Below are 25,725 nucleotides of genomic sequence, written 5' to 3' on the forward strand. Positions count from 1 at the left end.
CATGAGCAATGCCTACCTAACCTACGCCGCAAAGCGGCTCGGCCAGGCGATCGTCGTCATCCTTCTGGCCTATGTCTTCACCTTCGTGGTCGTCAGCGTCCTGCCTGGCGACCCGATCACCAGCGTTCTGCGGAACCCGCAGAACGGCTTTACCGAGCAGGAGATCGCCGAAATCATTGCAGCGCAGGGGCTGGACAGGCCGATCATCGTGCAGCTCTGGCATTCCCTGTCGGCCTTCCTGACAGGCGATCTGGGCATCTCGATGCGCTCCAACCGACCGGTCTCGACGCTCATCGCCGAGGTGCTGCCATCGACGCTGGTCTTGGCCACCGCCGGGCTGACCGTGGCGCTGATCCTCGCCTTTGCGGTCGCCTACGGCACGCAGGTCGTGCCGAAGCGTTACGGACAGGGATTGCTGCGCGCCTTCCCTTCCCTGTTCCTGTCGACACCCAATTTCGTCATCGGCCTGTTTCTGATCCACCTTTTCGGTTTTCAGCTCAGGCTGTTCCGGGTCATCGAACCCGACAGTTTCTGGGCCACGCTGTTTGCGGCGATCACCATCGGCATACCGTTTTCCGCACAGATCGCGGAGGTTCTGGTCGCCAATCTCGATCATGAGGCAGAGCAGGATTACGCAGCGGTTGCCCGCAGTCGCGGCATCGGGCCAAGACGGCTTTTCACAACACATCTCCTCAAGCCTGCCTCCTTGCCCGTGGTGACGGTTATCGCCCTCACCGTCGGCGAACTTCTGGGCAACTCGCTGATTACGGAGACGGTATTCGGCCGCACCGGTATCGGCAGTCTCGTCCAGCGTTCCGTCAGCACTCAGGATCTGCCGGTCCTGCAGGCGATCGTCTCGCTGGGGGCCGTGGTGTTCGTCGTCGTCAACCTCATCGCCGATCTCCTCTATCCGCTGCTCGATCCAAGGGTAAAAATTATCGTTGGCCGAAAACGCCGCCTGTCGACTATCGATGACACGTCGCTTGGCCTTGAAACGGGGGCCAAACCATGAGCCTTATTTCCAGCCCGGCTTCCATCAGCAATCCGTTGGAGAGACTGAAAACTCTCAACATAACTGCAACGGTCGCCCTCTCCCTGCTTGTCATCGCAATCGTCGTCGCCTGGTCGATTGCACCGCAGTTTTTCACCACCCAAAGCCCGATCAACGGCGTCCCGGCTGACAAGCTTCTTGCGCCAAGTTTTGCCCATTGGTTCGGCACGGATCATCTCGGGCGCGATCTCTATACACGGGTCGTTTATGGCACCGCTTCATCTGTATCGAGCGCTTTGGTCGCTGTCGTCATCGGCGTCGTCATCGGCGGTGTGATCGGTCTGCTTGCCGGATTTTTCGGCGGCTGGGTGGATATCGTCTTTGCACGTTTTGTCGACGTGCTGTTATCCATCCCGAAGTTCCTGCTGGCGGTCATCATCGTCACCGCAATCGGCTTCGAGACAATCAACGCCGCCATTGCGACAGGCATATCGGCGATCGCCTTCTTCGCCCGTGTGGCGCGCTCAGAGGTCATCAAGACGCGTCAGGCGACCTTCGTGGAGGCATCGTTTCTCTCGGGTGGCTCACGCGGCTACATTGTGCTGAGACATGTGCTGCCAAACGCATCCCGCTCGATGTTGCCGCTGGCCGTCCTGCAATTCGGCGAGTCCATTCTCGTCATCGCCAGCCTCGCCTTCCTCGGCTACGGCGATCCGCCGCCCTCTTCCGACTGGGGCCTGCTGATCTCGATCGGCAAGGACTACCTCAAATGGCCCTGGCTCGTTTATGCGCCCGCGTTCGTTACGATCGTGACCGTCCTCTCTGTCAACAGGATCAGCCGATGGCTTCGCAAATCGCATTGAAAACAGCGCCGACCCCTCCCCGGATAGTGGCAGAGGCTCCGCAGCCCGCCATACCCCTGCTCGGCGTTGAAAATCTTGCCGTGTCCTACGGGCGGCAGGAGGTCGTGCACGGTGTCAGCTTCGAGCTTGGGCGTGGCGAAAGTCTTGCGCTGATCGGAGAATCCGGTTCGGGAAAGTCGACCATCGCAAAGGCTGTACTAAGACTGCTTCCCAACGGCGCAAACGCCACGGGCCGGGTTGTTTTCGACAGGCAGGACATTCTCGCATTGCCGGAACGGCGCTTCAGGCCTTTTCGTGGCCGCGAAATCGGCTTCGTGCCGCAGGATCCGGGCAACTCTCTCAATCCTGTGAGAACAATCGGCGCGCAGGCGCTGGAGGCGGCAGCGCTGACGGAAGAGGCCAACCCCGCAATCCGCAAGCTCCTCATTCTGGAAACATTCGCAAAGGTGGGTCTCGACAATCCGCAACGGGTTTACGATTCCTATCCGCATCAACTGTCGGGCGGAATGCTGCAGCGCGTGCTGATCGCGCTCGCAATATTACCGCGCCCCGCGCTGCTGGTGGCGGATGAGCCGACGTCGGCGCTCGACGTCACAATCCAGAAACGCATTCTCGATCTCCTCTCCCGTCTTCGCGATGAGCTGAACATCAGCCTGCTTCTCATCACCCATGATCTCGCAATAGCGGCGGAGAGGGCGGACAATCTCGTCGTGCTGAAGAACGGCGTCGTGCAGGAAGCGGGCAGGACATCGGCTGTTTTTTCCTCCCCCTCCTCTCCCTATGCCAAAAAACTCCATGGCGACGTGCCCGCGCTCAACCCGGAGCGTTATGCCAAATTTCGCGATCCGGGGTTCAGCCTTCTCGATAGTGACAAATCGCCAAAGATCGCTGTCAGCGGCGTTACCAAGCGCTTCACCGTCGATGGCAAAACCCTGACCGCTGTGGACGATATTTCGTTTACGGTTCCGACAGGCACGACACACGCGCTTGTCGGCGAATCCGGCTCCGGGAAAACCACGACCATCCGCCTGCTGCTGGGGCTCGAGCAGCCGGAAAGCGGCACCATCATGGTTGCCGACGAGAGCGTTACAAGCAAGAGCCGCGCTTCCCTGCGGTCGGTATGGCGGCATCTGCAACTGGTTTACCAGAACCCGTTCACGTCACTCGACCCGACATGGAAGGTGGGCCAGCTTGTTCGTGAGCCGCTCGACAGATTCGAGATCGGTACTCCGAAGGAGCGATCCGAGCAGGTGCGGCAAGCTCTCGCAAATGTCGGCTTGAGCGAGCACCTCATGGAACGCAAGCCATCAGCCCTGTCAGGCGGGCAGCGTCAGCGTGTGGCAATTGCCCGTTCGCTGGTCCTCAAGCCTGATGTGATCGTGTTGGACGAACCCACATCCGCTCTCGATGTCAGCGTTCAGGCGGATATCGTCGAGGTTCTGCTGTCGCTGCAGGCGAAGCTCGGACTGACCTATGTCTTTGTTTCGCATGACCTCGCCCTCGTCAGGCAACTTGCGCACAGCGTTTCCGTGATGCAGCGAGGCCGCATTGTCGAACATGGGACCGTCACCGAGATTTTCGGCAATCCGCGACACGAATACACCGCGTCGCTGCTAAACTCCATCCCATCGGGCATCGCCGGAACGGCCCGCACCCATGCAGCCCCGCACGCGCTGCGGAAGGAACAACTCGCATGAATATTGCAGCAGCGTCGCGCGACCTTCCCGCATTGTTCCGGCCGAAAAGCCGGCTGGGTTTCAATACGCGGGTATCATTCAACGACGATGACGGTCCGGCACAGGGGCTCCGGCAGGGCATAGAATTGTTCAGACAGGCGGAAAGGCTGGGGTATCAGTCCGGCTGGGCCTATCAGCGCCATTTCGACCACTATCTTTCTTCCCCGTTGCCCTTCTTTGCGGCGGTCGGCCAGCATACGCGGCACATTACGCTTGGCTCCGCCGTCATTCCGATGCGTTATCAGGACCCTATTCTGCTGGCCGAAGCGGCGGGCACGACCGACCTGCTGATCGACGGCCGGCTTGAACTTGCGATTTCAACCGGGGCAAATGGGGCGTTCGATGCCGTATTCGGATCCGTGGATACCGATGCCCGGACAGAGGCAAAGCGGCGACAGTCGCGTTTTCTTGCCGCCATTGCCGGTGATGTTCTGCACGTTGTTACGCCGAACGACGTTGGTGCGCCTCCGGGAGCCGAGTTGCGGGTGACCCCACACAGCCCTACCTTGCGCAGCCGTATCCGACAGGGCTCCGCCAGTATCGATTCAGCGATTCAGGCCGCCGAACTCGGTATCGGCCTGATTTCCGGTACCGTCCTTCACGATCAGGACGAAGGCGAGACGTTTGGCCAATATCAGGCGCGTATCATCGATGCCTATCGCACCCACTGGCTGCGGATCTGGAAGACAACGCCGCCTCCGGTCGCCGTTGCAGCGTCGATCCTGGTCGGCGCCACTCCGGAACTGCGGGAAAAATATGCCGCCTATGACCTTGAACGTCGCACAGTCGGCATTGCGGCCTCACGCCCGAAGGGTGCGCTGGCTCCTGCCGGCCAACCGGCTGGTGCCATGATTTCCCCCGTTTTTCAGGGCGCACCGGATACGGTCATTGAGGCGGTACTGAGCGACCCCGGGCTGGCGGCCGCAGATGAGCTCGTCCTCTTTTTGCCTCCGGCTTTCGGATTGACCGAAAACGTAAGATTGCTCACCGATCTTGCGACGACGGTTGCTCCCTCCCTTGGGTGGAAACCCGGCCCTTACGACGCAGATGCGGACCCGGCGGCAATCGCCGGTTCTAGGCCATCAGAATAGTCGGGCAATATTTTCTACATTTTCCATAGAAATAGAAAGACCTGTCTTCCTCATATGCCACGTCGGCTTTAGCTTTCACTCGACATTTAGAAACAGCAAGGAGCTCCCATGGCTGCGGAATTCATCAGCGTCAGCTTTCCCAACGCATCCAATGATCTGAACCCCATCCCTGATGCTCCGGTCGATCCGCTGTTTCTGGAACGTTACGCGCGTGCACTGGATGACTACGGGTTCAACTACACGCTCATTCCCTATTCCTCCTCTTCGTTCGATCCCTTCACGCTGGGTGCGACGGTGCTTGCGCACACGAAGAACATCAAGATCATTGTCGCGCTCCGCCCCAACACCGTTTATCCGACGGTTGCGGCCAAGTCCCTCGCCACACTCGACCAGTTGAGCGGCGGGCGCGTTGTCGTCCACTTCATCGCGGGCGGGAGCGACGAGGAGCAGGCACGCGAAGGCGATTTCCTCAACAAGGAAGAGCGTTACGAGCGTCAGGAAGAATATATCCGCATTCTTCGCCTTGCATGGACTTCGACGGAGCCGTTCGATTTCGAAGGCAAATATTACCAGTTCAAGCAGTTCCGCAGCGCCGTGCGTCCGACCAATGACCTTATCCCGATTTCGCTCGGCGGCTCTTCGGATGCTGCTTATCGTATCGGCGGCTCCCTTTGCGACATTTTCGGCCTCTGGGGCGAACCGCTGGCTGAAACAAAACAGCAGATTGACCGTATCTACGCCGAAGCCGCAAAAGCCGGACGCACCGACCGCCCCCGGATCTGGGTTACATTCCGGCCGATCGTCGCCGAAACGGATGAACTGGCCTGGGAAAAGGCGCACAGGGTTCTCGACCGTCTGAACGAGAACCGCCAGAAGGGCCTGTCTCGTGCCCCGGTCAATGCAGCACCTCCTGCCAATATCGGGTCCCAGCGTCTGCTGGATATCGCCAAGCGCGGCGACGTCCATGACCGCGCGCTCTGGTATCCGACAGTTACCGCCACCAATGCCAGCGGCGCGACGACCGCCCTGGTCGGGTCGCCACGCACGATCGCCGACTCCATTCTCGACTATATCGACCTTGGCGCCGATCTGATTTCGATCCGTGGATACGACAACTATAATGATGCCGTAGACTACGGACGATACATCCTGCCCCTCGTCCGCGAGGGTATTCGCGAACGCGAAGAGGCGAAGAAGAAGGCAGCCGCCTGATCACGGCAGTCCGACCACGCCGTCGGACCGATCCACCTCTCTTCCAAGACCGGGATCATCCACCCCTGTGACGGATGATCCCGCCTGCCGACCATGAGAAAGCCGCTATCCGCATGTCCTATGACCCCACCGCACTCGACGCAGCCGCGCGCGTCCTTTCCGAAGCCGCTCCGGATGCGGATCAGACCGGTCAGTTTCCCTGGACCGGTATTCGCGCCGTTCATCAGGCTGGACTTCTCGAAAGCACGGTGGCCACGCGTTATGGCGGACCGGGAGGAACGTTGAGCACCGCAGCCCATATTCTGGCGGCGCTCGGGCGAGGCGATCCTTCTGTAGCGCTTATCAGCGCAATGACGATTTTTACACATCTCGGGCAGGCCACGAAAGGCCATTGGCCGGACGGTCTCTATAGGGAACTTCTTTCACAGGCAAAGCAGCAGCCGCTTCTTCTGAACGCCGCGCGTGTGGAACCAGAGCTGGGGTCGCCGGCCCGCGGCGGATTGCCGGCCACGCGTGCGCACCGGACGGCAAATGGCTGGTCGATCACGGGCCGCAAGCGCTTCGTAACGGGTGCCTATGGCCTCACCCATTTTCTCGTCTGGGCGCATACCGATGAGGTTCAGCCGCGGGTCGGCACCTTCGTTGTCCCCAACGGTCTGCCCGGCATCAAGATTATCGAGAACTGGAAAAGCCTCGGCATGCGGGCGACCGGTTCGCACGATGTCGAGTACACCGAAGTTGAAATCCCGGCAGAAAATGTGCTGGAGCTCGTTGATCCCTCGGTCGCCCAGCAGGATAATCGCGGCCACGCGGCAATGACGCTTGCACTCACTGCCATCTATCTGGGCGCGGCCGAAGCCGCCCAAGAAGCGTTCATCCGCTTCGCGCATGAGCGCGTGCCGGCTAATCTTGGCCGCCCGATTGCGCAAACGGAACGTTTCATTGAGCTCTCGGGTGAAATCGACCTTCTGGTTGCCGGCGCCCGCCAGATCATCTTTGGCGCGCTCGCAAACCATATTGGCGATGCCGAACACCTGATAAGGGCCCGCCTTCTCGCCGGGAGGCAAATCCGCGACGCTGTCCAGCTGGCGGTCCGCGGCATCGGCAACCCGGGTCTCAATGCCGATCTCGGGCTCGAGCGTCATTTCCGGGATATCCAGTCAGTCCTCGTCCATGCACCTCAGGAAGACACGTCCGTCGCCATTCTCGGACGCGCCGCCTTTGAGAAGTGGAAGACCGGCGAGAATGATCGACCGGCACATCCGGCCGGGCTGTCAATTCTCAAGACGGCCTAGGGCGCGCAGACATAGACCGCATTTATGCAGGATCACCCGAAAGAAAGTTCAATGAGCAACAATCTGATCGTCGGTTTCTCCGGCAACACATCGCGGCCATCAAGCACAAAGCGCTTCGTCGAAAGCGTCAGCGAGGCGCTGGCCGGCCAACTGGGCCTGCAACATCAGGTTTTCGACGTTGAGGATCTCGGCCCCTCCCTAAGCTCGGCACGATCCGTAGCGGACCTGGAAGGCAGCGCGCGGCAGGTCATTCAGACCATCATCGACGCTGAAGCTCTGGTGATCGGTTCACCGACTTACAAGGGAAGCTATACCGGCCTCTTCAAACACGTCATAGATCTTCTCGATCCCGCCGACCTCAGGGGCAAACCTGTCATCTTGACGGCGACAGGCGGCGGAGACCGGCACTCGCTTGTGGTGGAACACCAACTCAGGCCGCTATTTGCCTTTTTCGAAGCCTTCGTGACGCCGACCGCAATCTACACCTCCAGCCGTGATTACGTGGAAGGGCAGGTTTCTCCCGTGGTGAACGCCCGGGTAAATCAGGCAATCGCGGAAGCCGCGCTTCTCGTCAAAGCTCGTTTCGGAAACGTAACAATCGCCGCAGAATAATTTAGAAATGGACGGCTTTTGCCAAGGCAGTCTGCAGGCGCGACGGAACACTATCGGAATTTGGCTGAACCCGCCGCGACAGCGCCGGTGGCTTTGCCTTAGGCTGCATCCCGCTCGATGGTCGTGCAAAGCGTTTAGACGGCGTGCCGGCAGGATCAATCTGCAGGGATCGGCGCGTCACATGTCCGCGACCACGTTTGCGCGTAGCTCGGCGGCACCGCACAAGGGTATAACGACGCCACGGACACGCGTAGCGCCCGTGGATGTGATGATAAACGACAAGCAAGCTGAACTTAATCAGACTCTCCTCGTGGGCTGCTTTTGCTTGAACAGCTTTAGCTAAAGCAAGAGCAACGTACCCTAGATGCGGGCGCCGCCCGTTGCATCGATCATCTGCCCCGTCGTCCAGCGGGCATCGCTGGATGCGAGGAAGGTAATCACGTCGGCGATATCCTCCGCCTTTCCGACGCGCGAGAATACAGAGAGGGCTTCGGCGCCAGCGCGCGCTTCCGGAGACGACAGCCACTCTGCATTCATGTCGGTTTCCGTGACACCCGGCAGCACGGCATTGACCGTGATACCGCGCGTGGCAAACTCCGGTGCCAGCGCCAATGTCAACGTTTCCAGCGCGCCCTTGGACGCGGCGTAAGCGGGATGAGTCGGTGCTGCGATCCGCGTAAACCCGGTCGAGACGTTGATAATACGGCCGTTTTCACGGATGTGGTCGGCCACGGCCTGGATCAGGAAAAACGGCGCCTTGTAGTTGATCGTCATCACCTCATCGAACGCGGCTTCGCTCGTCTGCGTCAATGGCAGTGCGGGCGCGATACCGGCATTGTTCACGAGAATGTCGAGAGCGGTCGAGCCCGTCTCGATCTGCGCTGCTTCGCTGAACAGCGCCCACAGGCTGTCGGCCGCGTCCTTGCCCTGTCTGAGATCGGCCTTCACGGCGACGGCCTTGACGCCGAGCCCTTCGATCTCGTGCACTGTGGCATTGGCCGCATCCGCGTTGGCGGCATAATGCACGCCAATCAGCGCGGCACCCTCCCTGGCAAAGGCAAGGGCAACCGCCCGGCCGATCCCTCGTGAACCTCCAGTGATAAGGGCTGTCTTGTCTGCAAGTCGTCTGGACATTGATCACTCCGTTGCAAAAATAAATAGTGACCCCTACAATAAGGAGCGAAACACATCTGTCAACAATTTAATAGGGATCACTATTTTATGGAGACACCAGTCCGCAGACGAGGCAGACCCCGCCTGCTCGATCGCGACGTTGGGCTCGACATCGCGGCGCGGCTGTTTTGGGAGCGCGGCTACGAAGGAACCTCGACCGCCGATCTGACGAAAGCGATGGGCATCAATCCACCGACGCTCTATTCGATGTTCGGATCGAAGGAGGAGTTGTACCGCCAGGCGCTGGATTTCAGCATTGCTCGTGAAAACAGCCGTCGATCCGATATATTGCAGTCCGATCTGCCGCTTTACGAAGCTCTGAGGCTTTACCTCTACGATATTGCCGATGGAGACACCCAGCCGGACAAGCCGCGCGGATGCATGGTCTCCACGGCCGTCCTGCAGCATGCGGAAGAAAATGCATCCGTAGCGCGTCTGACGGCAAGATTGCGCGAGGCATCAATGCAGGCCCTCAAGACCCGCTTCGACCGTGCAGTCGACGAAGGGGAACTGCCGGCGGGAACCGATACCGACACGCTTGCCCGCTTTTATGGTGCAATCATCCAGGGCATGTCCGCCCAAGCCTGCGACGGCGCCTGCAACGCCTTGCTGAAGCGGCTGATCGACCTTGCTCTCGCAGCTTGGCCCGGAACGCGTATCCCCTGACGGGGGGCAGGCCCGCCGGGTGAGCTGACGATCATATCGTTACCCAGATCGGAGCTGATAACTGAAAGCCTGCGGCAGAACGGAGAATCCCGCAGCCCTTCGGGTCGGCACGTTCTCAGATCTGCACTGGCTTGATGGTGTCTATACGGACATCGCCGTCCATCACCCCTCGCGTCAGACCCTGTCGACCGTGTTCCACTTCGATCACCGTATAGAGTTTTTCATCTCTAAAGGCGCTTGCATTCAACGTCGACACGTCTTCAGCGGGAAGGGCGTCGATCTCCATGAAATCGAGTTCCGCACCTGCAGCGACAACCCGTGCATCACCCGCCGTCCGCGCTGCGACGACCACGGTTCCGTGGGCAGGCGCATTCTGCCAGCGTGGGTCGTCCGGCGCCGCAACAGGTTCAAGGCGATAAACATTGAGGGTTTCGCCGGCGGCCGTTCCGCGCGCTATCTCGGTGGCATCGTCAAACTGAGCCTGGCTTTCAAGCGAGTAGCCGAACCGATTATCGGTCGTACCCGTGTTTTCGGCGTAACCGCCATCCGTGGATTTTGAGTTAGACATGCTATCTCCTCTCTTTTCCGCCTTGACCCTTGGTACAAACCGCGGACCTTGTCGAAGTGTTCCAAGCCCGGTCGGAACTCAGCCATTAGCCAACTGGCAGCAGCGGAAATTTCAATCATCGGTCAGTCCCGGCTCCGGGTCATTGTCCTGTTTCAGCGCTACTCTCACGGGAAGACGCAGACGCCAACACCCAACACTGTGTAACGGGAATACTATTCGAGCACCCGGGTCCGTCTCGATGCTGCAACCGGCTATTTACCAGCGAGCGACACTGAAAAGAGCCGGCTGGACCGCCGACCGGATCACCGTCGCGGAACCTTGTCAGCCGACGAGGTTTTAAGACGAACTTGGCTGGAGCAAATTCTTGAGCTGAAATCGAGCTTTAAAGAGTTGAACTGGATCCGGTGAGGTGAAGGAGACACAATTTGCCAATCATTGCCACTGCGGCCTGGTCCATCCCGAGAAAGGTGGCCGACCGGTTCCCGGCCGAGGGGAGCGGCCTTCAACGTTACGCCTCGGTCTTTGATGGAGTCGAAATCAACTCCACATTCTACCGTCGGCACAAGGCGTCCACCTTCGCGCGGTGGGCTGAATCAGTGCCCGACACCTTCCGTTTCTCTGCAAAGATGCCCAAAGAGATTTCGCATACGCGCAGAATGAACGATATAGCCGAACCGTTTGAAACTTTCATAGAAGACCTTGCGCCACTGGGTCGAAAGCGTGGACCGCTTCTGTGTCAGCTTCCGCCATCGCTTGCCTTTGATATCCGGACGTCAGACAGGGCGTTCGAGGCGATGCGTGGGTCTGATAAAGGGCAGATTGTCATTGAAGCCCGGCACGAGAGCTGGGCGTCGCAGGACGCGATTGATTTGCTGAGAACATACAAGATTGACCGCGTTTTCGCCGATCCGGCGCTCGTGTGGCCTGCGGAAACCTTCAACGAACCCCCGCGATATGTTCGCCTGCACGGAAAACCAAAGATCTATTATTCCACTTATAGCGACGATGAGATCAGGCACTTTTGCGAACTCGTTGCGCCTGACGGTTGGTGCGTCTTCGACAACACCGCCTCAGGCGCTGCAATCGAGAATGCTCTGAGCATGACATCCATACCCGCACGCGATCCTGCGCGCAGGGCATCAGGATGATGCAGGTGCACTTGCGATATCAGTTCCGCGGACGAGGCAGGGGGCGGCCTTGATACTTGATCACACCCCGCGGCGTTCCCGCAAATTCACTGCAATTCCCCCCGTCATATTCCGGATCCGAAAAGCTCGCGGTCATCATCCCCTTCCCAGGGAGATGGCGCCGAGAGCCCACCGGTATTCGCCGCCGGAACCGGCATCCAGCACTTCAGCTCCGGTTCCGCATATTCAATTATCCGACCCGGTGAGGAATCCGAAGCTCGCCAGCCTTCTGCTCCGAGCCGGTCGCCATTGGACCAATAAACAAGATCCACCTGTGCCGGGCCTTGCTCCGACGAGCGGATCGTCACGAGAATCCGGGTGCCGTCTTTCGGTGCGCTTGTCATGTGACGCCACGGCTGGTCCATTTTTGCTCTCCCTTGCCAATGCCCCAAGTTTTGCCTCGCCGTGAGAGGCGGTCAATTCAAACTTTTTGAAACTCACACAATGCAAACGCTTCGCTTCCAGCCCCGGCGGCAGCACGCCTGTGACAATCTTCCGCGAACGGGAAAAAGCGCATCGCGAGCGGGCCGGCGATCATGTTTGAAGAGGTCGTCATCTCCTGCCCTTCCTTCGCGACACGGGAGTGGCCCGAGAGCCATGTCGGCACGCCTAGCGGCAAAGGCTAACGTGCGGATGACGGAGACCTGAAAAATCGTAAACGCGCCATAGGGATTTCCCATGGCGGCCATCGGTTTCGTAAAGGGATGCTGCTTCACCAGCCCACCCTGCGTTTCTCGTTGATGAACGACAGGCTGATCGCAGCCAGCGTCGCTGGCGCACAAATGTTACTGAGGGCGATGATCCACGGGAACCCGTGACGGCCGGCCGCTATATGCCGCCCATGCAGAGATATTTCATTTCAAGATAATCCTCCATGCCGTGGCGCGAGCCTTCGCGGCCGATGCCGGATTGTTTGACACCACCGAAAGGAGCTGCTTCCGACGACATGCGGCCGGTATTGATACCGACCATGCCATATTCCAGGGCTTCGGCAACACGCCACACGCGCTTGAGATTGGAGGCGTAGAAATAGGCAGCCAGACCGTAGATCGTGTCATTGGCTTCACGCACAACCTGCTCCGCATCGTCGAAACGGATGATCGGCGCTAAAGGTCCGAAAGTCTCTTCCTGCGCCACCCGCATCGCGCTGGTGACGCCGGTGAGGACCGTTGGTTCGAAAAAGGTTCCGCCATTGCCGACACGCTTGCCGCCGCACCTTATTGAGCCGCCTCTTGCGCTGGCGTCGGCCAGATGTGCCTCGATCTTGTCGATGGCGTGGCTGTCGATCATCGGACCGATGGTCACCTCGGGATCGAAGCCGTCGCCAACCTTCAATTCTGCCACCCGCGCAACGAATTTTTCCGAAAACTCATCGTGAACCGCCGACTGGACATAGATGCGATTGGCCGAAACACAGGTTTGGCCGCCATTGCGGAATTTCGCCTGAATGGCGCCTTCCACGGCTTCATCAATATCGGCATCGTCAAAAACGATGAAGGGTGCATTGCCGCCCAATTCGAGGTTGAGCTTCTTTATCTGCGGCGCGCATTGGCTCATCAGCAGCCGCCCGACTTCGGTTGAGCCGGTGAAGCTGATCTTGCGTATCCTGGCATTGGTGCACAATTCCGCACCGACATCGGCACCGTGACTGGCATAGATAAGGTTAAGCGCCCCCTCCGGAAAACCGGCAAGCCGCGCGAGCACGAACATTGCCCCTGCCACCAGCGGCGTCTGTTCCGCTGGTTTCAATACGATGGCACAGCCGGCGGCAAGTGCGGGCGAAATCTTGCGGGCGACCATGGATGCTGGGAAATTCCACGGCGTGATGGTGCCGACCACGCCCACCGGCTGCTTGATAACCAGCATCCGCCGATCGTTGGAAGGGGCGGAAATCGTTTCGCCATAGATGCGGTTCGCCTCCTCGGCATACCATTGCACGTAAGCAGCGGCATGGGCGACTTCGGATTTTGCTTCCGTCAGCGGTTTACCCATTTCTGCCGTCAGGATCGTTGCGAGGTCGTCCGAATGGAGACTAATCAGTTGGTGCCAGCGGCGCATCACCGCGCTCTTATCCTTGGCCGGCAGGCTCTGCCACACGCCCTGTGCTTCATCCGCGCGATCGATCGCGTCCCGGGTTTCCAAGGGCCCCATATCCGGCAGCCGCGCAAGCAGCGCACCGGTCGAAGGATTTAAAACATCGAATTCCGCGCCCGACCAAGCCTTGCCGCCGAGAGCGATGCCTGCAAGATCGGAAAACAGATCCGGCCGGGCAAGCCTGCCGAGGAGAACAGGATAAAGCGACAAGGACGGTTCCCCCTTTGACACGACAACCCGAGCACGCCGACCAGCCGCTATTTCAGCGAATGACCGTCGGCTGACGGGCACCGGCACAGGTGGTAGCGCCGCACCGGAAAAACGTCAATCTTGCGCGTGCATTTCCGACAATCGATCAAGAAAATTCATGAGTCATCACACGCATCGGCGATGAAAACCGCCCTCCCCTACATCGATTATGATTTGAGATATTCCCCGACAGCTGGTTCGACGCTGGCCATCCAACAGGTCGCCGTCCGAATATGGGCGATCGCGTCCAGCGCCAGCGCCGGTCAGCACGTCCGCTGCAGCAATATTGGCGACAGCGTGCTCTCCGGCCCCCGGGGGGCCAATGACGAAGACGTTTTCTTACTTCGTCTTTGCCGACAGGGTGGGCCACTCATGCCAGGCTCCCTCAAGCACAAACCCGCCGAAATCGGCGGGTTTGGCGCGATTTGAAGGGCACCCGGATGGACGCGCCCTGGTGGTTTACGCGAAGCGGAAGTCGTCGATGACGAATTGCTCGGTCTTCACACCATCGAAGGTAATCGTCGACCCGTCCTTGAAGGCGATCTCGGCACCGTGGTCGCCATCCGTGAAGACCCCGGAGGCGATAAACGCCTGGTAATCCGCAAAGACGTCCTTCGAGAGTTCGACGACATCCTTGCCGTCAGCGCCGGCCTGGAAGTCCGTCACCACATCCCGGCCGCTGCCGGCCGCGAAAACGAAGGTATCCGCACCACTGCCACCGGTCAGCACATCGTTGCCCGCCCCGCCGATCAGCGTGTCATCGCCCGATCCGCCGTTCAGCTGGTCGTTGCCAGCACCGCCGTGGAGAACATCATTGCCGGCGCCGCCCTCGACGATGTCGTTGCCGTCACCAGCAACAACACGGTCGTTGCCAGCGCCCGCATCCACCATGTCGTTGCCGGCACCGGCCAGCAGCGTGTCGTTGCCGTCACCGCCTTCCAGCATGTCTTTTCCATTACCGCCCGTGCACCTGATGATCCGCGCCTCTATAGCGTCAAATTCCTCAGCATGCGGCTTGGCCTGTGCGTGCCCGTCTTTCACCCGCTGGCGGCGCGGGAGAGCGTCTTCGTGGCAGAGCTTGAAGGCCTGTCCTTCGTCATGCGAGAGCGGGGATCGCGCACCCGCGAAATCTTCGAAAAGAACCTTGCCGATCACGGTATCTCCATCCAGCCCGTCATAGAAATCTCCTCCCGCGAGGGCGTGCGAGAAGCCATCGCCAACGGTGTGGGATGCGGCGTGGTGGCCGATCTGGAATTCGGTCACGACGCGCGCCTTTCCTTCGTGCCGCTCTGCGATGCCACCGAACTCATCGATGAATATGCGATCTGCCTTGCCGAAAGACGACATCTGCCGCTGGTGCGAAGATTCATCGAGGAAGCGGGGCGGGTTCTATGACATTGGCCGTCCTCTCCCGGCAGCAGCCGGAAGGAGGACCAGCCTATCCTCCCCCGCCTCGGCCGCCATCACTCTGCAGGTTTCGAAGCCGCGCTTTCAATATAGGCAATGAGATTGTCCAGATCTTCCGGCTTGCCGATGCCGGCCAGCGCCATCTTGTTGCCAGGGATTTTCTTTTTGGGCGCGCTCAGGAATGCCCGCAATTCTTCCGGCGCCCAGACGAGGCCTTCCTCGCCCGCTTTTTTCATCGCAGCCGAGTAAGTATAGTCCGGCACGCCGCCCGCCGCGCGGCCGATAATCCCGTTAAGCTGCGGGCCGACCCTGTTTTTAGCGCCCTCACCGATGGCGTGACAGGCGGAACACCGCTTGAAGACGGCCTCGCCCTTGGCAACATCGCCCTCCGAAAAAGCAGGAATGGCGCTTGCGGCAAACATTGCCGCCGCGATGATTGTTATTTTGCGCATCGTGTCATCCTTGTCTTGCCGCTTGAGTACGACCCGTCCGCGGAAGCAGACGGGTCGGCGATTTTCTTCAGGTCGTGCCCCAGGCAGGCGTGCCCTTCTTGTAGGGAACGCGATCCTCGAAGCCACCGGGAATCTCGTCATAGACGAGAACTTCCGTGGCGCCGATCTTCGAGGTGAAGAAACCAAGCAGTGTCAGCTGCTTGACCAGCGTGAAAGCATGCGGTTTTGCCGGCGACTGTTCCGCTTTGGCCTGTTTGTCCAGCACAGAAAGCAGCGCCTGGCGCTGTTCGGCGGTCAAATCCACAAAGGCCTTCCCGTGTTCGGCCTGACTGCGTTTCTCAATATCGGAAATGGCCGAAAGGAAGAGTGTCCGCTGTTCGTCAGTGTAGCAATCGGCCGCATAGACGGCCATGAATGCACCGACTTCCGCGTCCTTCGCGCCCGGCGTGGAGGTGCGCGGAATGATGGTTTCCGCCACCTCGTCCAGAAAGCGGATTTCCTCGGGGGTAAAGACATGGGCACCCCCGGCGGGCCTGGAAGCGTTTTCGGCGGCTGTCAGGATATCCGCACCGATCAGCGGCAGGCCGGTCGCAACGGCTATGAGTTTCAGCAGTTCGCGTCTGTTCATCACAGGTTCCCCTTCTTCAGTTCGGAAACGGCGAAATCGGCCGCACGCGCCGTCAGCGCCATATAGGTCAAGGACGGGTTGACGCAGGAGGCCGAAGTCATGCAGGCGCCATCGGTGACGAAGACGTTCTGCGCATCCCAGACCTGGTTGTTGCCGTTAAGGACAGAGGTTTTCGGGTCACGTCCCATGCGGGCCGTTCCCATTTCGTGAATGCCCATGCCCGGTGCATAGCTGCCACGACTGGGCTTGACGTTCTTGATGCCAACCGCCTCGAACATCTCGACGGCGTCATTGACCATGTCTTCGCGCATGTCGAGTTCGTTCTGCTTCATCTCGACATTCATGGAAAGGACCGGCAGGCCCCACTTGTCCTTCTTCTCATGATCCAGCTTCACGCGGTTCTCATGATAGGGCAGCATTTCACCGAAGGCGGTCATGCCGATGGTCCAGCCACCCGGCTCGGTCAGCGCTTCCTTGTAATCGGCGCCGATATTCAGTTCCGCGATCTCCCGCTCCCAGCGCGACCGGCTGGCGGAGCCCTGATAACCGAAACCGCGCAGATATTTGCGCTTGTCGTCACCGGTATTGCGGAACCGCGGAATGTAGAAGCCCGCCGGACGGCGGCCCTTGAAATAGAAGTCCTCGAAACCTTCCACCTGGCCGGTGGCGCCCATGCGGAAATGGTGATCCATAACATTATGGCCGAGTTCGCCGGAGCTGCTGCCAAGCCCGCCTTCCCAGACATCGGTGGCCGAGTTCATCAGCACCCAGGTCGAGTTCAGCGTCGATGCGTTCAGGAAGATGATGTCGGCGGTATATTCATAGGTCAGGTTTGTCTCGGCATCGATGATCTCGACACCGCGTGCCTTCTTCTTGTCCTTGTCATACAGGATTTCCTTGACGATGGAGAAGGGACGAAGCGTGAGATTTCCCGTAGCGACCGCTGCCGGCAGGGTGGATGCCTGCGTACTGAAATAGCCGCCGAAGGGACAGCCCAGCCTGCATTTGTTGCGGAACTGACAGCGCGTGCGTTCCTGATCGGGAAGTTCCTGGGTGATGTTGGCGCAGCGCGAATTGATGAGGTGGCGCGTGCCCTTGAACGCCTTCTTCAGCCGGCTTGCGACATCCTGCTCCACGAAATTGAGAGGAATGGGCGGCAGGAATTCCCCGTCAGGAAGGATATCCAACCCCTCGCGGCTGCCTGAAATGCCGGCGAAGCGCTCGACGTAGTCATACCAGGGGGACACGTCCTCATAACGGATCGGCCAGTCAACGGCGATGCCTTCTTTCGCATTGGCCTCGAAATCGGTCTGCGACCAGCGGTAGGTCTGGCGTCCCCACAGCAGCGAGCGGCCGCCGACATGATAACCGCGGAACCAGTCGAACCGCTTTTCCTCGACATAGGGCGTTTCCTGCTCATCGGCCCACATGCCAAGCGTCGCCTCTTCCAGCAGATAATCGCGGCTGAGAACGGGATATTTCGCCTTCATTTCCTGCGTGGCGCGGTTGCGATGGGGATAGTCCCAGGCTTCCTTGTCGGCATTCTGATAGTCGGTGACGTGTTCGATATTGCGGCCACGCTCCAGCATCAGAACCTTCAGGCCCTTCTGCGTGAGTTCCTTTGCGGCCCAGCCTCCACTGATGCCCGAGCCGACAACAATCGCATCATAATGATTGTTTGCCATGATAACTCCTCCGATGTGAGCTTGGAAAAAACGACAGGGCAAAGCGCTTCCCGTCGCGGCGCGGCGGAAAATGGACATGCGTCTGTCGAACCTCATGCTCCCCGCCGAAACCGGCCGCCGGGGAGCGGTTCTGGTTTTACTGGCAGCGTTTACTGAATGGTCGGCAGGTGTTCGTTGAGGAACGCGTTGCCCTTGGTTACGACCGCTTCGGCATCGAGCGGAAGGTCGTGCTCGAGGATGAACCATTTTGCGCCGGCATGTTTGGCCGCCGGCAGGATCGTCTTCCAGTCAAGCGTGCCGGTGCCGAGTATGGCGAAGCCGCGTTCGTTTTCCGCCGTGCCCGCCGGTGCATTGTCCTTGGCGTGGATGGCAAAAACCTTGCCCTTCAAGGTACCGAGGAATTCTGCGGGATCATTGCCGCTGCGCGCCACCCAGGCGACGTCGACTTCGGCCTGCAGTTTCGGGCCGGCGGCGTCGAGCAACAGTTCCAGCGCCGTCTTGCCATCGAACTTTGCCATTTCAAAGTCGTGGTTGTGATAGGCCATGGAAAGGCCCGCAGCGGACAGCTTGTCCGCATAGCCACCCAGTTCCTTGCCGAAGGCGGTCCAGCCAGCCGCGTCCTTCGGTCGGTCTTCCGGCTTCAGGAAAGGTACTGTCACGACAGGGTTGCCGACAGCCTTCTGTTCGGTGATGACCTCGTCGAGGTTGCCGCGCAGCTTGTCGATCGGCACATGCGAGGAAATGACCTTGATCTTGTGCTTTTCGAGAAGCGTGTTCAATTCGCTGGCGCTGACCTTCTGCATGTCCACCGTTTCCACCGCGGAAACGCCCGCGCGGTTGAGGATCGTCAGCTGCTCCTCCAGCGTTCCGGAATTGCGCAGCGTATACATCTGCGCGGCAATCGGCAGGGTCTTGCTGTCATCGGCAAAAACCGGATTTGCGAAACCGGCCGCCAATGCTGCGACGACTGCCATGCCTGCGAATTTTGACTTGAACGTTTTCAAACGCGTAACTCCCTTTCCGTTTGATCAATGTGACGACACGTGTACCTTTGCTGGGCACCACCTTCGGCGCCCTGTGTCGTCTCCTCCGATAGGCTGCGACCTAGATATCGATACTGACCCAGGTCGAGGTCTGGCTGGAGCGAACGGCGGCATCGATGAATGCGAGACCCGCAAGGCCGTCCTCCATGCCGGGGTAAATCACCTCCCCGGCGGCTGCTTTTCCCTCCCTTTTGGCGATGATGGCATCTGCGGCTTCGCGGTAGATCGTCGCAAAACCCTCGAGATATCCTTCCGGGTGCCCCGATGGCACGCGGCTGACACGGTTGGCCGCGGCTCCTGCGCCTGCGCCGTTGCGGGTTATGAGCCGCTTCGGCTCCCCGTAAGGGGTGAACCACAGCTCATCCGGCACGCGGTGGTGCCATTCAAGCCCGCCCTTTTCGCCGTAGACCCGCAGCGACAGCGCGTTTTCATTGCCGACTGCGATCTGGCTTGCCCAAAGCATGCCCTTGGCGCCGCTTTCGTAACGCAAAAGAATATTGGCGCTGTCATCCAGCTGCCGGCCCGGCACGAAAGAGGTCAGGTCGGCATAAAGACTCTTCGGGATTTCACCGGTAACGAAGGCGGCGGCGTTGAAGGCGTGGGTACCGATATCGCCGATGGCGCCGCCCGCGCCGGAGCGGCTGGGATCGGTGCGCCATTCCGCCCCCTTCGCACCGGTCTTCTCAACCGCCTCGGTCAGCCAGTCCTGGGCATATTCGGCCTGAACGTGGCGCAGTTTGCCAATGGCTCCATCAGCCACCATCTGCCGCATCTGCCGCAGCATGGCGTAGCCGGTGTAATTATGCGTCAGGACAAACAGGCTGTCGGACGCCCTGACGATCTCGGCCAGCGCCTTTGCTTCCTCAAGTGTCGCGGTCACAGGCTTGTCGCAGATGACGTGAATACCGGCCTCGAGAAAGGCCTTTGAGGGCGCAAAATGGAGGTGATTGGGCGTCACGATGGCGACTGCCTCGATACCGTCGTCTCGACCGGCCTCTGCCGCGGCCATCTCCTCGAATGAGGCATAGGAACGCTCCGGCGCGATGCCGAGCAGGGTTGCCGAAGCGGCCGCACGCGCGGGATCGGAGGAAAGCGCTCCGGCCACGAGCTCGTAACGGTCATCCAGCCGGGCCGCGATGCGGTGCACCGCACCGATAAAGGCGCCCTGACCGCCGCCGACCATTCCGAGACGGATACGGCGGCTGTCGAATTTTTTTGGTGCGGAAGACATGGCTATCCCTTTCAGAGGCCGAGAAGGCGACGATTGGCGGCATCATCGACGCCGCTCTTGGCGAAATCGTCGAAGGCCCGCTCGGTCACACGGATAATGTGGTTTTCAATGAAGGCGACGCCTTCGCGCGCGCCGTCTTCCGGGTGCTTCAGCGCACATTCCCATTCCAGCACCGCCCAGCCATCGAAATCATATTGGGTGAGCTTCGAGAAAACCGCGCCGAAATCGACATGCCCGTCGCCCAGCGAACGGAAACGGCCCGGCCGATCGACCCAGCTTTGATACCCGCCATAAACGCCGGAACGGCCGGTTGGATTGAACTCGGCATCCTTGACGTGGAAGGCGCGGATACGCTCGTGGTAGATATCGATGAAGCCGAGATAATCCATCGCCTGCAGCACGAAATGCGAGGGATCGTAGAGGATGTTGGCGCGCGCGTGGTCGCCGGTGGCTTCGAGAAATCGCTCGAAGGTGACGCCGTCATGCAGGTCCTCACCCGGATGCAGCTCGTAGCAGAGATCCACGCCATTTTCCTCGAAGGCATCGAGAATGGGTGTCCAGCGCTTGCCGAGCTCGGCAAAGGCCATTTCGACAAGGCCCGCCGGGCGCTGCGGCCACGGATAAACGAACGGCCAGGCGAGCGCGCCGGAGAAGGTCGCATGGCTCTTGAGGCCGAGATGCCGCGACGCCTTCGCTGCGCATTTCAGCTGATTGACCGCCCATTCCTGCCGCGCCTGCGGCTTTCCGCGCAGTTCGGCCGGAGCGAAACCGTCGAACATCTCGTCATAGGCGGGATGAACGGCAACGAGCTGGCCCTGAATATGCGTCGAAAGCTCGGTGATCTCGACACCGATCTCGGCCAGACGGCCCTTGATCTCGTCGCAATAGTCCTTGGATTTCGCAGCCTTTTCCAGATCGAAGAGCTTGGGGTCGGTCGGCACCTGGATGCCCTTGTAGCCGAGCGAAGCCGCCCATTGGCCGAGATTGTCGAGCGTATCGAAAGGGGCCTCGTTTCCGGCAAATTGCGCGAGGAAAATCGCCGGGCCTTTGATCGTCTTCATGTCCTTACACTCCTTGCATTCACAGTCTGGCCGCTACCGGTGCGGCGGTCGGCACGGCGCGACCGAGCCGCGCACCACCAGTTCGGTATCCAGCACGATGGTCTCGGCGGTGCGTTTGCCATTAAGCCTGTCCACCATCAGCGCCATGGCCCTTCGGCCCATTTCCTGCCGGGGCTGACGCACCGTCGTCAGCGGCGGCTCAAAGGCATTGGCGAAGATGATATCGTCGAAGCCGATGACGGAAACGTCACCCGGGACCGACAGGCCCCTGCCCCGCAACTCGCTGATCGCGCCAATCGCCATCTGGTCGCTCGATGCGAAGATCGCGGTAAAGACAATGCCGCCTTCGAGAAGACCCGCAATCGCCTGCCGGCCGGCCTCAATGCTGTAATCACCCGTCACCACCAGTTCGTCGGCATAAGCTATGCCGGCCTCCGCAAGTGCCGCGCGGTAACCGTCGAAACGTTCCTGCGCCAGACTTTCCGGTACGGGACCGGCCAGATGCACGATCCTTTCATGTCCCGCTTCCATGAGGTGACGCACGGCGTTCATCGATGCGGCGCGGTTGTCCACCTTGACGGTCGGCAGCTCGAGGCCGGGCACCGTCTCCGACGCGATGACGATCGGCGGCAGCGCATCGCCCTGATCGAGAAGCTCGGACGGGAACTGCCCGGTCATCAGGATGAGGCCGTCGGCATGTTTCTGCCTTACCATATCGATATGGGTCGCCACACGGTGCTCGTCATTGCGGGCATCGCCCATAAGCACCTTGAAGCCCGCTTCGCCCGCCGCTTCCTCAACACCCTTGTAGATTTCGAGATAGAAGGGGTTGCCGATATCGCGAACGAGAAGGATGACGGTGTTGTTGGATTGGCGGCGGAAACTGGCCGCCTGCGCATTGGGAACGAAGTTCGCCTGCCGAACGGCATCGAAAACCTTCTTGCGGGTTTCCGGGCGAACCTTGTCGGGTTGCTGCAGCGCGCGCGATACTGTCGCGATGGAGACACCCGCGAGAGCTGCAACTTCCCTGATATTCGAACTGTGGTCTTTGCTCATCTGTCACACACGCAACTGCTTTTGGCGGCCATAAAGCAGCATCAGCGCTAGCAACGTGACACCGAATATGATCTGCCGTGCCCATACATCGAGGTTGAGCGTTATCAGTACGCTTTGCAGAATGGTGAGCGCAACTGCGCCGGCCATGGTTCCGACATATCCGCCAGCCCCGCCGGCCAGCGAGGTGCCGCCAATGACCACTGCTATGATCGACGGAAGCACATACTGGTCGCCGACAGAGATGAAGGACGTGCCGGTATAGCCGATGACGCAAACTCCGGTCAGGCCAGCGAACAGGCCGGAAAGGCCATAAAGCAGCGTGCGGATCAGCGGAACAGGAAGACCTACCAGCGTCGCCGCCCGCTCGTTGGAGCCGATGGCGTAAATGGCGAAGCCGAAAGCCGTGCGGCGCAGGACGAAGAGCATGATCGCGGCGATGCCCAGCCAGACGAAGAGTACACCGGGAATGCCGAAGATGAGGGGGCGGTTGATGAAACCTGCGAGCAGCGGAGCCGCCGCACCTGACGGAACGCCCTGCGAATAAACCACCAGCCCGCCTTGGATGACCGCCGTCATGCCGAGCGTCATTACCAGCGGCGGAATGCGCACGAAGGTGATGCCGAGACCGTTGATGAGGCCGATCAGGAACGGAATGCCGCCCGCAACCAGAATGGCAAGGGGAATACCGGCATTCTGCCCGTTCATCATATTGCCGGCAAGCACCGCGCCGAGCGAGATCATCGCGCCGACGGAAAGGTCGATGCCTTCGCGTCCGCCGAGGATAACGAGATTCTGGCCCGCCGCGACGATACCGAGAATGGCGGCAATCGTCAGCAGCCGCACGATCTGCGATCCCTGTGCGAAGCCGGGCGACAACAATTCGCCGACAAGCAGCAGGAAAGCCGATGCGCCAATGGCGATGGTCAGGGGATCGGTGAGAAGGGTTTTGAGTTGCAAGCCGGGATTGGTCATATCAACGCCTCGTCACCAGAACGCCACCGGCCAGAGCCGTCAGCACGATCAGACCCTGCACCAGTGTCTGGTACTCGAAGGGCAGGCCCGCAAAGAAGATCACATTGCCGATCATGCCCAGCACCAGCGCGCCCGCGATCGACCCGGTCGAACTGCCGAAGCCGCCGGAAAGCGCCGTACCGCCCAAGACCACCGCAGAGATGGAAGATAGCGCCAGACTTGCACCGAGAAGCGGATCGCCGGAGGCCGTCTCACCCGTCAGGCAGAGCGCCGCCAGCGCGGAGAAAAGACCAGAGGTCATGTAAGCGCCGATACGGATGCCAGAGAGGCGTAGCCCCGTCTGGAAGGCGCCGGTGCGATTGCCACCCACCGCAAGCAGATGCGTGTGAAAAGGGATACGCGACACGATAAGCGTGAAGGCGATGCCGGCAATCAGCACCCAAAGCACGAAGGGCAGGCCGACGAAGCTGCCGGAATAGGTCTGCCAATAGGCCTCCGGCACCGGCAGGCCAGCCTGCGGCAGAACCCAGATCGCCATCCCGGCAAAGATGATGCCTGTCGCGAAGGTGGTCACGATCGGCTGGAAACGCAGGCTCGAAATGAAGAGGCCGTTGACCAGGCCGCAGAGTAGCCCAACGGTTACACCCGCTGCCATGCCGGCGAAGACAGCGCCAGTCGTGCCGCCAAGAGCAGCAATGACGCTGACGGTGACGACATTGGCGAGCGCCACGATGCTGCCGACCGACAAATCTATATCGCCCGCCAGAATGACATAGGTCTGGCCGATGGCGACCAGGATCAGCGGCAGGAACGTCGTCAGGTTCGATTGCAGCACCGAGGGCTGAACGAAGGACGGTTGCAGAAACGTATTCACGGCGACGAGAACGGCAAGAACGACGAGGGTGATGACCCATGGCTGCCTGCGCAGGAAACCGGAGACGCTCATGCGGCATCTCCATAAGCGGCGCGGGTCATGTTTACAGATGTCATGTCGGCTCCGGTCAGTTCCGCAGAGATGCGTCCGCCGTTGAACACAAGAATGCGGTCGGCATATTCGAGGATTTCCGCATCCTCCGAGGAGTAGAGAAGAATGGTCGCGCCGGCATCGGCCTGCTGCCGCATCAGCGCAAAGAGGTCGGCCTTCGCGCCGAGATCGATGCCCTTGGTCGGATCGTCGAGCAGCAGCAGTTTCGGTGCCGTGGCAAGCCAGCGGGAAATGAATATCTTCTGCTGATTGCCGCCCGAAAGCGTGCCGATCGCCATATCCAGGCCGGCAAACTTCGTCTTCATATCATCAGCGACCTTTTGGACCCGCGGCTTCAGCGTGGCGGGTCGGACCAGCCGCATCTTTTCGCGCACCATCAGGGCCGCGACGAGATTTTCGAAGATCGACCGGCCCTGAAGGGAAGCGTCACGCCCGCGGTCGCCCGAGACATAGGCAAAACCGTTGTGAACCGCGTGCGATGGCTTGCCGATGGTAATTTCACGGCCATCGAACCATGTCTGGCCCGTCGCAAAGGGCGTCGCGCCGAACAGCCCCTTCAAAAGCGCCGACTGTCCCTGCCCCTGCAGGCCGGCCAGACCGACGATTTCACCCGGATAGGCGTCAATACTGACACCGCGCACGCCTTCGCCTGTAACATCCGTCACCTTGAGGCTGGGAGTTGCGGCAGCGCGTCCCTGCTGGCGGGCAGGTGCTGCGCGGACATCGCCGACCATATCGTGCACCACAGCTTCACGCGTGGTTGCCGCCGTATCGAGCTCGGAAATCGTTGCGCCGTTTCGCATCACGGTAATGCGGTCGCAGACGGCAAAAACCTCGTCGAGACGGTGGGAAATCATGATGGTCGAGACGCCATCGGCCTTCTTGGCCCGGAGTATCTCAAAAAAACGCTGGGACTGGCGGCCATCGAGCGCTGCCGTAGCCTCATCCATAATCATGAGGCTGGCATTCTGGGCAAAGACCTTGAGGATTTCGACGAGCTGGCGCTGATCGGGCGGCAGAGTGCCAACGATCGCATCCGGCTCCAGTCCTTCGCCGGCCACGCCTTCAAACAGGGCGATCAGCCCTGCCGCCTCGGCTTTCAGCACCTTACGGTCAACAAAAATGCCACGTTTCGGCTCCCGGCCGAGAAAGATGTTATCGGCAACCGAAAGCTGCGGAACAAGGCTGAGTTCCTGGTAAAACAGCGCAATACCGGCGTCTTCGGCGTCACGCGGGCTCTTGAAGCGCACATCTTCGCCCTTGAATTTGACCGTGCCGCTCGTCGGCGCCACCGCGCCCGCAACGATTTTGCAGAGCGTGCTCTTGCCGCAGCCATTGGCGCCCAGCAGCGCGTGAATTTCACCGCGACCAACAGTCAGCCTGCCGTCCGAAAGCGCACGTACGGCGCCAAAATTCTTCGTTATGCCGGCCGCTTCCAAAGCGTTCGCCATCGCATGTCCCCGAATAA

27 protein-coding genes are annotated in these 25,725 nt (G+C 60.2%); 11 read left to right on the forward strand and 16 right to left on the reverse strand.

Translation table 11 applies throughout. From position 1 onward, the window contains the following. Window position 1 precedes the first annotated feature (1 nt). From QE453_RS01585 to QE453_RS01615, 7 genes are all read left to right on the forward strand, one after another. On the forward strand, window positions 2-1,012 hold the full coding sequence (locus QE453_RS01585) for an ABC transporter permease (RefSeq protein ID WP_309776236.1): 1,011 nt from the start codon (window positions 2-4) through the stop codon (window positions 1,010-1,012). Further along, the gene (locus tag QE453_RS01590) at window positions 1,009-1,854 is read left to right on the forward strand and encodes an ABC transporter permease (RefSeq protein WP_309776237.1); all 846 of its coding nucleotides are present in this window, start codon (window positions 1,009-1,011) and stop codon (window positions 1,852-1,854) included. Before QE453_RS01585 ends, QE453_RS01590 begins: the two co-directional genes overlap by 4 nt. Then, window positions 1,833-3,551 (forward strand): ABC transporter ATP-binding protein, encoded by a 1,719-nt coding sequence (locus QE453_RS01595; protein WP_309776238.1) that lies wholly within the window; start codon window positions 1,833-1,835, stop codon window positions 3,549-3,551. Before QE453_RS01590 ends, QE453_RS01595 begins: the two co-directional genes overlap by 22 nt. Then, window positions 3,548-4,681: an LLM class flavin-dependent oxidoreductase gene (locus tag QE453_RS01600; protein WP_309776239.1), complete on the forward strand. Its 1,134-nt coding sequence runs from the start codon at window positions 3,548-3,550 to the stop codon at window positions 4,679-4,681. The genes QE453_RS01595 and QE453_RS01600 overlap by 4 nt, the downstream gene beginning before the upstream one ends. Before the next feature lie 108 nt (window positions 4,682-4,789). Then, a complete protein-coding gene (locus QE453_RS01605; protein ID WP_309776240.1) occupies window positions 4,790-5,893 on the forward strand; it encodes an LLM class flavin-dependent oxidoreductase in 1,104 nt (367 codons plus the stop codon). Window positions 5,894-6,006: 113 nt separating this feature from the next. Continuing rightward, entirely contained in the window at window positions 6,007-7,188 is a 1,182-nt protein-coding gene (locus QE453_RS01610; RefSeq protein WP_309776908.1) for an acyl-CoA dehydrogenase family protein, read from the forward strand. Window positions 7,189-7,239: 51 nt separating this feature from the next. Beyond that, complete coding sequence (locus tag QE453_RS01615) at window positions 7,240-7,800, forward strand: NAD(P)H-dependent oxidoreductase (RefSeq protein ID WP_309776241.1); 561 nt, start codon at window positions 7,240-7,242, stop codon at window positions 7,798-7,800. A gap of 360 nt (window positions 7,801-8,160) precedes the next feature. Here QE453_RS01615 and QE453_RS01620 read toward each other — a convergent pair whose 3' ends face one another. Then, window positions 8,161-8,934: an SDR family oxidoreductase gene (locus tag QE453_RS01620; protein ID WP_309776242.1), complete on the reverse strand. Its 774-nt coding sequence runs from the start codon at window positions 8,932-8,934 to the stop codon at window positions 8,161-8,163. An 87-nt stretch (window positions 8,935-9,021) separates the two neighbouring features. Between QE453_RS01620 and QE453_RS01625 the strand changes: the two genes are divergently transcribed. Continuing rightward, window positions 9,022-9,639 carry a TetR/AcrR family transcriptional regulator gene (locus QE453_RS01625; RefSeq protein ID WP_077985660.1) on the forward strand — a complete coding sequence of 206 codons (618 nt, stop codon included), beginning with the start codon at window positions 9,022-9,024 and terminating at the stop codon, window positions 9,637-9,639. Window positions 9,640-9,754: 115 nt separating this feature from the next. On the opposite strand, the gene QE453_RS01630 is transcribed toward QE453_RS01625, so the two are convergent. After that, window positions 9,755-10,207 carry a hypothetical protein gene (locus tag QE453_RS01630; RefSeq protein ID WP_072493103.1) on the reverse strand — a complete coding sequence of 151 codons (453 nt, stop codon included), beginning with the start codon at window positions 10,205-10,207 and terminating at the stop codon, window positions 9,755-9,757. A gap of 425 nt (window positions 10,208-10,632) precedes the next feature. Between QE453_RS01630 and QE453_RS01635 the strand changes: the two genes are divergently transcribed. Further along, complete coding sequence (locus QE453_RS01635) at window positions 10,633-11,355, forward strand: DUF72 domain-containing protein (protein ID WP_309776243.1); 723 nt, start codon at window positions 10,633-10,635, stop codon at window positions 11,353-11,355. A 104-nt stretch (window positions 11,356-11,459) separates the two neighbouring features. Here the strand turns inward: QE453_RS01635 and QE453_RS01640 are convergent, their stop codons facing one another. The 3 genes from QE453_RS01640 to QE453_RS01650 form a co-directional block, all read right to left on the reverse strand. Beyond that, on the reverse strand, window positions 11,460-11,759 hold the full coding sequence (locus QE453_RS01640) for a hypothetical protein (protein WP_004445373.1): 300 nt from the start codon (window positions 11,757-11,759) through the stop codon (window positions 11,460-11,462). A gap of 56 nt (window positions 11,760-11,815) precedes the next feature. Beyond that, window positions 11,816-11,950 carry a hypothetical protein gene (locus QE453_RS01645; protein ID WP_309776244.1) on the reverse strand — a complete coding sequence of 45 codons (135 nt, stop codon included), beginning with the start codon at window positions 11,948-11,950 and terminating at the stop codon, window positions 11,816-11,818. A gap of 272 nt (window positions 11,951-12,222) precedes the next feature. Further along, entirely contained in the window at window positions 12,223-13,653 is a 1,431-nt protein-coding gene (locus tag QE453_RS01650) for an NAD-dependent succinate-semialdehyde dehydrogenase (protein WP_309776909.1), read from the reverse strand. A gap of 165 nt (window positions 13,654-13,818) precedes the next feature. Here QE453_RS01650 and QE453_RS01655 point away from each other — a divergent pair, with 165 nt between their 5' ends. Then, entirely contained in the window at window positions 13,819-14,166 is a 348-nt protein-coding gene (locus QE453_RS01655; protein WP_309776245.1) for a hypothetical protein, read from the forward strand. A gap of 30 nt (window positions 14,167-14,196) precedes the next feature. Here QE453_RS01655 and QE453_RS01660 read toward each other — a convergent pair whose 3' ends face one another. Then, window positions 14,197-14,682, reverse strand: coding sequence for a hypothetical protein (locus QE453_RS01660; protein ID WP_309776246.1), 486 nt, complete (start codon window positions 14,680-14,682; stop codon window positions 14,197-14,199). Window positions 14,683-14,745: 63 nt separating this feature from the next. Here QE453_RS01660 and QE453_RS01665 point away from each other — a divergent pair, with 63 nt between their 5' ends. After that, entirely contained in the window at window positions 14,746-15,132 is a 387-nt protein-coding gene (locus QE453_RS01665; protein ID WP_404977878.1) for a LysR substrate-binding domain-containing protein, read from the forward strand. Window positions 15,133-15,200: 68 nt separating this feature from the next. Here QE453_RS01665 and QE453_RS01670 read toward each other — a convergent pair whose 3' ends face one another. From QE453_RS01670 to QE453_RS01715, 10 genes are all read right to left on the reverse strand, one after another. Further along, complete coding sequence (locus QE453_RS01670) at window positions 15,201-15,596, reverse strand: cytochrome c family protein (RefSeq protein WP_309776247.1); 396 nt, start codon at window positions 15,594-15,596, stop codon at window positions 15,201-15,203. A gap of 67 nt (window positions 15,597-15,663) precedes the next feature. Further along, window positions 15,664-16,224 carry a gluconate 2-dehydrogenase subunit 3 family protein gene (locus QE453_RS01675; RefSeq protein ID WP_309776248.1) on the reverse strand — a complete coding sequence of 187 codons (561 nt, stop codon included), beginning with the start codon at window positions 16,222-16,224 and terminating at the stop codon, window positions 15,664-15,666. Continuing rightward, window positions 16,224-17,909: a GMC oxidoreductase gene (locus QE453_RS01680; protein WP_112553737.1), complete on the reverse strand. Its 1,686-nt coding sequence runs from the start codon at window positions 17,907-17,909 to the stop codon at window positions 16,224-16,226. Before QE453_RS01680 ends, QE453_RS01675 begins: the two co-directional genes overlap by 1 nt. Before the next feature lie 149 nt (window positions 17,910-18,058). Beyond that, window positions 18,059-18,913 carry a sugar phosphate isomerase/epimerase gene (locus tag QE453_RS01685; protein WP_037091376.1) on the reverse strand — a complete coding sequence of 285 codons (855 nt, stop codon included), beginning with the start codon at window positions 18,911-18,913 and terminating at the stop codon, window positions 18,059-18,061. Window positions 18,914-19,013: 100 nt separating this feature from the next. Further along, window positions 19,014-20,183, reverse strand: a complete 1,170-nt coding sequence (locus QE453_RS01690; RefSeq protein WP_309776249.1) for a Gfo/Idh/MocA family oxidoreductase — start codon at window positions 20,181-20,183, stop codon at window positions 19,014-19,016. 11 nt (window positions 20,184-20,194) lie between these two features. Continuing rightward, on the reverse strand, window positions 20,195-21,244 hold the full coding sequence (locus tag QE453_RS01695) for a sugar phosphate isomerase/epimerase (RefSeq protein WP_006698392.1): 1,050 nt from the start codon (window positions 21,242-21,244) through the stop codon (window positions 20,195-20,197). A 33-nt stretch (window positions 21,245-21,277) separates the two neighbouring features. Continuing rightward, window positions 21,278-22,300 (reverse strand): LacI family DNA-binding transcriptional regulator, encoded by a 1,023-nt coding sequence (locus QE453_RS01700; RefSeq protein WP_006698393.1) that lies wholly within the window; start codon window positions 22,298-22,300, stop codon window positions 21,278-21,280. A 3-nt stretch (window positions 22,301-22,303) separates the two neighbouring features. Beyond that, window positions 22,304-23,272 carry an ABC transporter permease gene (locus QE453_RS01705; RefSeq protein ID WP_004445396.1) on the reverse strand — a complete coding sequence of 323 codons (969 nt, stop codon included), beginning with the start codon at window positions 23,270-23,272 and terminating at the stop codon, window positions 22,304-22,306. A gap of 1 nt (window position 23,273) precedes the next feature. Then, a complete protein-coding gene (locus tag QE453_RS01710; RefSeq protein ID WP_112766216.1) occupies window positions 23,274-24,218 on the reverse strand; it encodes an ABC transporter permease in 945 nt (314 codons plus the stop codon). Next, window positions 24,215-25,708: a sugar ABC transporter ATP-binding protein gene (locus QE453_RS01715; RefSeq protein WP_309776250.1), complete on the reverse strand. Its 1,494-nt coding sequence runs from the start codon at window positions 25,706-25,708 to the stop codon at window positions 24,215-24,217. The genes QE453_RS01710 and QE453_RS01715 overlap by 4 nt, the downstream gene beginning before the upstream one ends. Window positions 25,709-25,725: the final 17 nt, after the last annotated feature.

It is taken from the genome of Agrobacterium sp. SORGH_AS_0440, from assembly GCF_031453135.1.
GTDB classification, from domain to species: Bacteria; Pseudomonadota; Alphaproteobacteria; order Rhizobiales; family Rhizobiaceae; genus Agrobacterium; species Agrobacterium pusense.

Coding starts and splice junctions, on each gene's coding strand:
- QE453_RS01670 (WP_309776247.1), bottom strand. CDS start 15,596: ATGCGCAAAATAACAATCATCGCGGCGGCAATGTTTGCCGCAAGCGCC.
- QE453_RS01660 (WP_309776246.1), bottom strand. CDS start 14,682: ATGCTGGAAGGCGGTGACGGCAACGACACGCTGCTGGCCGGTGCCGGC.
- QE453_RS01645 (WP_309776244.1), bottom strand. CDS start 11,950: ATGACGACCTCTTCAAACATGATCGCCGGCCCGCTCGCGATGCGCTTT.
- QE453_RS01610 (WP_309776908.1), top strand. CDS start 6,007: ATGTCCTATGACCCCACCGCACTCGACGCAGCCGCGCGCGTCCTTTCC.
- QE453_RS01710 (WP_112766216.1), bottom strand. CDS start 24,218: ATGAGCGTCTCCGGTTTCCTGCGCAGGCAGCCATGGGTCATCACCCTC.
- QE453_RS01630 (WP_072493103.1), bottom strand. CDS start 10,207: ATGTCTAACTCAAAATCCACGGATGGCGGTTACGCCGAAAACACGGGT.
- QE453_RS01640 (WP_004445373.1), bottom strand. CDS start 11,759: ATGGACCAGCCGTGGCGTCACATGACAAGCGCACCGAAAGACGGCACC.
- QE453_RS01680 (WP_112553737.1), bottom strand. CDS start 17,909: ATGGCAAACAATCATTATGATGCGATTGTTGTCGGCTCGGGCATCAGT.
- QE453_RS01585 (WP_309776236.1), top strand. CDS start 2: ATGAGCAATGCCTACCTAACCTACGCCGCAAAGCGGCTCGGCCAGGCG.
- QE453_RS01690 (WP_309776249.1), bottom strand. CDS start 20,183: ATGTCTTCCGCACCAAAAAAATTCGACAGCCGCCGTATCCGTCTCGGA.
- QE453_RS01695 (WP_006698392.1), bottom strand. CDS start 21,244: ATGAAGACGATCAAAGGCCCGGCGATTTTCCTCGCGCAATTTGCCGGA.
- QE453_RS01595 (WP_309776238.1), top strand. CDS start 1,833: ATGGCTTCGCAAATCGCATTGAAAACAGCGCCGACCCCTCCCCGGATA.
- QE453_RS01705 (WP_004445396.1), bottom strand. CDS start 23,272: ATGACCAATCCCGGCTTGCAACTCAAAACCCTTCTCACCGATCCCCTG.
- QE453_RS01620 (WP_309776242.1), bottom strand. CDS start 8,934: ATGTCCAGACGACTTGCAGACAAGACAGCCCTTATCACTGGAGGTTCA.
- QE453_RS01590 (WP_309776237.1), top strand. CDS start 1,009: ATGAGCCTTATTTCCAGCCCGGCTTCCATCAGCAATCCGTTGGAGAGA.
- QE453_RS01615 (WP_309776241.1), top strand. CDS start 7,240: ATGAGCAACAATCTGATCGTCGGTTTCTCCGGCAACACATCGCGGCCA.
- QE453_RS01675 (WP_309776248.1), bottom strand. CDS start 16,224: ATGAACAGACGCGAACTGCTGAAACTCATAGCCGTTGCGACCGGCCTG.
- QE453_RS01715 (WP_309776250.1), bottom strand. CDS start 25,708: ATGGCGAACGCTTTGGAAGCGGCCGGCATAACGAAGAATTTTGGCGCC.
- QE453_RS01700 (WP_006698393.1), bottom strand. CDS start 22,300: ATGAGCAAAGACCACAGTTCGAATATCAGGGAAGTTGCAGCTCTCGCG.
- QE453_RS01665 (WP_404977878.1), top strand. CDS start 14,746: ATGCGGCTTGGCCTGTGCGTGCCCGTCTTTCACCCGCTGGCGGCGCGG.
- QE453_RS01600 (WP_309776239.1), top strand. CDS start 3,548: ATGAATATTGCAGCAGCGTCGCGCGACCTTCCCGCATTGTTCCGGCCG.
- QE453_RS01625 (WP_077985660.1), top strand. CDS start 9,022: ATGGAGACACCAGTCCGCAGACGAGGCAGACCCCGCCTGCTCGATCGC.
- QE453_RS01605 (WP_309776240.1), top strand. CDS start 4,790: ATGGCTGCGGAATTCATCAGCGTCAGCTTTCCCAACGCATCCAATGAT.